Origin of the sequence: Sinorhizobium sp. NFACC03 (assembly GCF_900103435.1) — a bacterium.
Classification (GTDB): domain Bacteria; phylum Pseudomonadota; class Alphaproteobacteria; order Rhizobiales; family Rhizobiaceae; genus Ensifer.
Window position 1 is genome coordinate 21,250 of sequence record NZ_FMXF01000051.1, and the last position, 6,332, is coordinate 27,581.

Genomic DNA, 6,332 nt, shown 5'->3' on the forward strand with positions numbered 1-6,332 from the left:
ATCTCCAAACATGGAAGCCAAGATCGTTGCGGCCCCATTGGGCAGAAGTGGGGCGGACGTTAATCGATCGACAACTTCATCAGCGTCGGCGGTACTGGAGCGTCGGAGCATCGGGATTTGCTCGGCGAGGACTCTTCAGGGCAGAATTGCGGCCATGAAGATTTGCACGCGAGGATCAATCGCCTCGCCGACGCGCTCCAGCAGCGCCTTGGCATCATATTGCTTCTTCAGTCCGCAGGAGCATTCGACGCGAACCTTGGCGACAAGCTCCGACAGCCACCAGGCGCCGTTCTTAGGCATTGCCCATCTTCCATTCCGGCCGATGCTCGTAACAAAACCAGTTCGACACTCCTTTGCCGATGGCAAAACCGAAGCCGCCCCACTTCTTGCAGCCAGGATGCTCGCAGAGGTGAATCCAGGGACCTTCGGTTGATTTTTTCGCTGGGCCCTCGTCGCTCATGGAAATCTCCTTGCTGGCTCCTCCCCAAACTTGGGGAGTGCAAACGCCAATTGTTGTTCTTCTTTTGTTCTTATATTATTTCAGCCCCATGGTCGAGACAATTGGCGAAGCTTTCAGCCTCGGATGGCGCCTCAAGGCGCGCTGTGCCTATGGCAAGCGCGAGGGCCTGAAGTCCATTCGCGAGTGCACTTGGACCTATGATCTCGACATGCTGACGCTGGTCACGACGCGCGGCCGAGATTTCCCCCTCGCAATGCTCGCTTCCAGGCTCCGCTGTCCGCGTTGCGGATCTCGCCTCGTCTCCGTGATTTTCCTCCCGCCCGCCGACGGCGATCAAAGGCGGGGCGCGGCTTAGACGTTTTCGCGGTTTCATGCGTTAATGCGTCATGACTAAAATGCGGAGAAAGAACCCGCCTTCTGAGCCACCGGCTGACCTCATGCCGCGCCGTGTCGAGCCATGCGTCGCAACCCTCGTCGACAAGCCCCCGAAGGGGCCGGAGTGGGCCTTTGAGGTGAAGTGGGACGGGTACCGGCTCGCGGTGCACGTCGAGCCAGGAGAGGTGAGGGCGATTACCCGCGGCGGATATGACTGGACGAAGAAATTCGGCCCGATCGTCGCTGAAGCAGGCCAGCTCGGCCACGCATCGATGATCCTGGATGGCGAGGCGGTTGTTCTCGACGAACAAGGCCGCTCAGATTTCGGCCTGCTGCAGCGCGCCGTCGGCAAAAAGCCCAGCGCGCACGACGCGAGCGAGATCATTTTCTATGCCTTCGACCTTCTCTATCTCGATGGTCACGACCTCCGAAATTTTCCGCTGTCCGAGCGGCGCCGGCTGCTCGAGCCGATCGTGGCCGGCCGCACCGGCGCAATCCGCTTCTCCGAGGAGGTGAATGCCGACGGCGCCGAGTTCTTCCGCGCCGCATGCGAGCTTGGCCTTGAAGGCATCATCGCCGAGCGGCGGGACAAGCCCTACCGATCTAGCGGATGGTCCTTCCATCTCTCGCACGCCTTTGAAGGAAGGATGCCGAAGCTTTCCATCTTGCGTCCACGCGCGATACTCGACTTCGGCTATCAAGAGCGGACGGGCGAAAACCGCCCCCTTGCGCTTCAATCCTACCGGCGGCTTCTCAGCCGGGATTGCGTTGAGCAATTCGCGCAGCGCGACGGATTCCTGATTGCTCCACCCAGTGCCGCACCCTCCGACGTAGACAAGGCCGTCGCCCTTCTTGGCAGCCAGCAGCAAACGTCCGATCGCGCCAGGCATCGTCGAGGGCTCATAGCCGACAATCACAAAGGTATCGCGCCGCGCGCATTTGATCTTGAGCCATTCAGGCCGGCGGCCATGTCTACGAGATCAATGCGCAGCCAATGCGAACTGCAGTGCAGTGAGCCTGCCTCGTTGCAGGCTTTCCAAACCAATTGCCGATCACGCGTGCGGCGAAAGAGGCAGACCTGCCCTCAGCCGTGCTCTCACAGCGCAGGTTGCAGTCTAGGCTTGTTTAGTCTTTTCTAAATTTTAACGTGTGCTATCGTTTGGCGTAAAGCGGGATCTGCAGTTTTGGTTTGAGGGGACCAGATGTGCGCGAGCCATACCAGTTAAGTCGCCGTGCTTTGGTGCTCGGCCCACTTCTGCTTCTACTTCCAAATGACGCCGAGGCGCGCCGTCGTAGCAGGCTATGGGGAGGTGGAGTCGGTGGCGGAAGTCGCTCGCCCTTCGCGCTGCTGATAGGTGGCGTGCTACTTTGCGCGATACTTGTCGCCAATTCCGTGTTTGGTAAAGGCCTGCCTTCAAAAGGGACAGGCAAGCTGCGAGCGTCGCGTGAGGCCGTGGGGAGGTCCACCAAATTCAATGCGACCAAACGCTCGGCGGCGCCGAGAAGGGGTTTATCGCCCTGGGTGGTTGTGTTGCCTCTCGCTGGCGTCTTGATAGGTGGAGCCTACGGCTGGGCAACCGTGCCGCCGGAAGATACCATTTCCGCATCCTTCCCCATATGCACATCGAGCGTGCGAACAACGTGCGTCGTGGATGGTGATACGTTCTGGCTCGACGGCATCAAGTATCGGATCTCCGACATAGACACCCCAGAAATCAGTGAGCCGCGTTGCGCCGAAGAGAAGGCGCTAGGTGAACAAGCCACGATCCGTCTGCAATCGCTTCTCAATGCCGGCGCATTCGGTCTCAAAGCGGGGATGCGTGACGAGGATAAATACGGTCGCAAGCTACGCGACGTCTACCGCAATGGGCAATCCCTTGGCGCACAGCTTGTTGACGAGGGATTGGCACACCGATGGGTAGGCTTCAAGCAGTCGTGGTGTCGTTAGAGGCGGTGGACGAATAGCCTGGGGCGAAGGGAAGCTTGGCACGCGTCGTTCAAAGGCGTGGAGACGCGTGACGATGGAGGAAAGACCACAGTCTACGAGGTAAGGTAAGACCTGTGATTTCCAATTCGATAATGAAGTCAATGGGGCGGTACCTGGTCCCACCTCATTCTAAGTCATTGATTTTGGCCACTTCTTGCACAACTGCCGGGCCCACCATACCCCACGCGGGCGACGAGCCGAATGCATCCACGAACCCGTGGACCGCGCCCAAGCGCCATCGACGATAGATTATGCAGTTTCTCTGGCCCATAGCGCGAACATCTTCGCATCAAGCTGTGTCTGGCACTCGCGCAATACGCCTACTTTTGGTGCGTTGTTATTCCAGCCTGCTGCGATACCGATATCGGAGAGAGGCGGGATCAGAAGCGCGGCGGCTTGTGGCCAGCCTTGCGATGAGCGGCAATCACGGTGTTGGCCATCAGCATGGCGATGGTCATCGGACCGACACCGCCCGGCACCGGCGTGATGACGCTTGCGACCTCGGCAGCCTCGGCAAAGGCCACGTCGCCGACGAGCTTGGATTTGCCCTCACCCTTTTCCGGCGCCGGTACGCGGTTGATGCCGACATCGATCACCGTCGCGCCGGGCTTCACCCAGTCAGCCTTCAGCATCTCTGGGCGGCCAACGGCGGCAACGAGGATATCTGCATTGCGGCAGACGGCGGCCAAGTCCCTGGTGCGCGAATGCGCCGTCGTCACGGTCGCATTGGCGGCGAGCAGCAGCGCCGACATCGGCTTGCCGAAGAGGTTCGAACGGCCGATGACGACAGCGTTCAGCCCCGAGAGGTCATCGCCATGGGTCTGGCGCACGAAGACCATGGCGCCGGCCGGCGTGCAGGAGACGAGACCGCTTTCGAGATCGCCGGTCGCAAGCTTGCCGGCATTGACGACATGCAGGCCGTCGACGTCCTTTTCCGGCAGGATCGACTGGATGATCGGTTCGGAGTTCAGGTGCTTCGGCAGCGGCAGCTGCACGAGGATGCCGTGAATGGAAGGATCGGCGTTGAGCTTTGCAACGAGTGCTGCAAGCTCTTCCTGCGTGGTTGCCTCCGACAGGGTGTGCTGGATCGACAGGAATCCGCATTCCTTGGCCATCTTGCTCTTGGACGAAACATAGGCGTGGCTTGCCGGATCGTCGCCGACGATGACCACCGCGAGACCCGCGCGAACACCGGCATCGGTCTCAAGCGCCCGTGTTGCGGCCTTCACGGTCTCGATGACCGAAGCGGCAACTTGTCTGCCATCGATAGTGATCGACATGCTCACCCCATGCGCTCGGACTTGTAGGAGCCCGGGCTCGGCGGAAAGACGATAGTCTTGTTGCCGTTCATGAAGACCCGATGGTGGATATGGGCGTGGACCGCACGGGCGAGAACCTGGCTCTCCACGTCGCGACCAATCGAGACATAGTCCTCCGCCGACTGCGCATGCGTGATACGGGCGACGTCTTGCTCGATGATCGGACCTTCGTCGAGATCCTCGGTTACATAGTGCGCCGTCGCGCCGATCAGCTTTACACCGCGCTCGTAGGCCTGCTTATAGGGGTTCGCGCCCTTGAAGGACGGCAGGAACGAATGATGGATGTTGATGATCCGGCCCGACATCTTCTTGCACACTGCATCGGAGAGTACCTGCATGTAACGGGCGAGGACGATGAGTTCGGCGCCGGACTGCTCGACCACTTCCATCAGCCGTGCCTCAGCCTGCGGCTTGTTCTCCTTCGTCACCTTGATGTGGTGAAAGGGGATATCGTGGTTGACGATGACTTTCTGGTAGTCGAAGTGATTGGACACGACACCCACGATGTCGATCGGCAACGCACCGATCTTCCAGCGGTAAAGTAGGTCGTTGAGGCAATGGCCGAACCGCGACACCATGAGCAGTACTTTCATGCGCTCATCGCTGTGACGTAGCTCCCAGTTCATCGCGAACTTTTCTGCAACGGGCGAGAAACCTTTGGCGACCGCCGCTTGATCGGCATCTTTCTCCGAAATAAAAGTCAACCGCATGAAAAAGAGACCGGTTTGCATGTCGTCGAACTGTGAACTATCGATGATGTTACAGCCAATCTCGGCAAGATAACCGGTGACTGAGGCGACGATGCCGCGCGTGGATTTGCAGCTAATGGTCAGAACATAGGCCTGCATGACAGCTCTCTCTCTAGGGAAGCGTGGATCGCGGCCGCAGCAAAGCTGTGGCCGCCTATGTTGCACTGAGTTTTTGAATTAAACTGCCGTGTCGAGCTCCGGAAGTGCTTCGAAGAGATCGGCAACCAGGCCATAGTCGGCGACCTGGAAGATCGGTGCCTCCTCGTCCTTGTTGATGGCGACGATGACCTTGCTGTCCTTCATGCCGGCCAGATGCTGGATGGCACCGGAGATGCCGCAGGCGATGTAGAGATCGGGTGCGACCACCTTGCCGGTCTGGCCGACCTGCCAGTCGTTCGGAGCGTAGCCGGCGTCGACGGCAGCGCGCGATGCACCGACGGCAGCACCGAGCTTGTCGGCAACCGGCAGGATCACTTGCCTGAACTTCTCCGACGAACCGAGTGCACGACCACCGGAGATGATGATCTTGGCCGAGGTCAGTTCCGGACGGTCGGACGAGGATAGGGCATTCGACACGAAGGTCGAAAGCTCGGAAGAAAGGGCTGCCATCGGAATTTCTTCGATGGCAGCAGGTGGGCCTTCGGAGTAGGCCGGAGGAAATGATGCCGTACGCACGGTGATGACGCGCTTTTCTTCCGTCGTCTGCACAGTCTGGATGGCGTTGCCGGCATAGATCGGGCGCTTGAAGGTGTCAGCCGAGACAACCTCGATGATTTCCGAAACCTGAGAAACGTCGAGCAGGGCCGCGACGCGTGGCATCACGTTCTTGCCGACAGAGGTCGCCGCTGCGACGATCGTGTCGTAGCTGCCGGCGAGCGAAACGATCAGCGCTGCCAGCGGCTCGGCCAGGTTGTTGGCAAGCGAGGCGTCGTCGGCGACGAGCACCTTGGCAACACCTGCGAGCTTGGACGCCTGTTCGGCTGCCACCTTGGCGCCGGCACCGGCAACGAGGATGTGCACATCGGCTCCAGTCCCACTGGCGATCTTGGAGGCCGCGCTCAGCGCCTTGGCGGTCTGATCGGAAAGGTGGTTGCTGTCGTGGTCAGCCAGAAGAAGAATGGCCATGGTGTAATCTCCCTTTCCTGAACTCAGAGCACGCCGGCTTCGACTTTAAGCTTTTCGACGAGCTCGGCGACCGACTTGACCTTGATGCCGGCCTTGCGGCCCGACGGCTCCTCGGTCTTCAGCACCTTGAGGCGGGCAGCGGTGTCGACGCCGAAGTCCGCAGGGGTGTGTCTGTCGAGCGGCTTCTTCTTCGCCTTCATGATGTTCGGCAGCGAGGCGTAGCGCGGTTCGTTGAGGCGCAGGTCGGTGGTGACAACTGCCGGCAGCTTGATGTCGATGGTCTGCAGGCCGCCGTCGACTTCGCGCGTCACCCTTGC

The 6,332-nt window shown here is 60.0% G+C and carries 7 protein-coding genes and 2 pseudogenes; 2 read left to right on the forward strand and 7 right to left on the reverse strand.

All coding sequences use genetic code 11. From position 1 onward, the window contains the following. Positions 1 to 135: 135 nt before the first annotated feature. A complete protein-coding gene (locus BLU35_RS35825; RefSeq protein WP_176907547.1) occupies positions 136 to 300 on the reverse strand; it encodes a hypothetical protein in 165 nt (54 codons plus the stop codon). Continuing rightward, on the reverse strand, positions 293 to 460 hold the full coding sequence (locus tag BLU35_RS35830) for an EsV-1-7 cysteine-rich motif-containing protein (RefSeq protein WP_093236265.1): 168 nt from the start codon (positions 458 to 460) through the stop codon (positions 293 to 295). The genes BLU35_RS35825 and BLU35_RS35830 overlap by 8 nt, the downstream gene beginning before the upstream one ends. A 437-nt stretch (positions 461 to 897) precedes the next feature. On the opposite strand from BLU35_RS35830, the pseudogene BLU35_RS33030 reads away from it, so the two are divergent. Next, positions 898 to 1,380, forward strand: a pseudogene (locus tag BLU35_RS33030) (ATP-dependent DNA ligase); the annotation flags it as partial. A gap of 138 nt (positions 1,381 to 1,518) precedes the next feature. Here the strand turns inward: BLU35_RS33030 and BLU35_RS33035 are convergent. Continuing rightward, positions 1,519 to 1,725, reverse strand: a pseudogene (locus BLU35_RS33035) (ATP dependent DNA ligase); the annotation flags it as partial. Positions 1,726 to 2,483: 758 nt separating this feature from the next. Between BLU35_RS33035 and BLU35_RS33040 the strand changes: the two are divergent. Then, positions 2,484 to 2,783, forward strand: coding sequence for a thermonuclease family protein (locus BLU35_RS33040; protein ID WP_353615057.1), 300 nt, complete (start codon positions 2,484 to 2,486; stop codon positions 2,781 to 2,783). 419 nt (positions 2,784 to 3,202) lie between these two features. On the opposite strand, the gene folD is transcribed toward BLU35_RS33040, so the two are convergent. The 4 genes from folD to BLU35_RS33060 all read right to left on the reverse strand — a co-directional run. Next, a complete protein-coding gene (gene folD / locus BLU35_RS33045; RefSeq protein ID WP_093236267.1) occupies positions 3,203 to 4,102 on the reverse strand; it encodes a bifunctional methylenetetrahydrofolate dehydrogenase/methenyltetrahydrofolate cyclohydrolase FolD in 900 nt (299 codons plus the stop codon). A gap of 2 nt (positions 4,103 to 4,104) precedes the next feature. Then, a complete protein-coding gene (gene purU, locus BLU35_RS33050; RefSeq protein WP_093236268.1) occupies positions 4,105 to 4,989 on the reverse strand; it encodes a formyltetrahydrofolate deformylase in 885 nt (294 codons plus the stop codon). A 78-nt stretch (positions 4,990 to 5,067) separates the two neighbouring features. Next, positions 5,068 to 6,015, reverse strand: coding sequence for an electron transfer flavoprotein subunit alpha/FixB family protein (locus BLU35_RS33055; protein ID WP_093236269.1), 948 nt, complete (start codon positions 6,013 to 6,015; stop codon positions 5,068 to 5,070). Between the two features lie 23 nt (positions 6,016 to 6,038). Next, positions 6,039 to 6,332: electron transfer flavoprotein subunit beta/FixA family protein (locus BLU35_RS33060; protein WP_502688204.1), on the reverse strand; the 294-nt coding region annotated here is incomplete at its 5' end.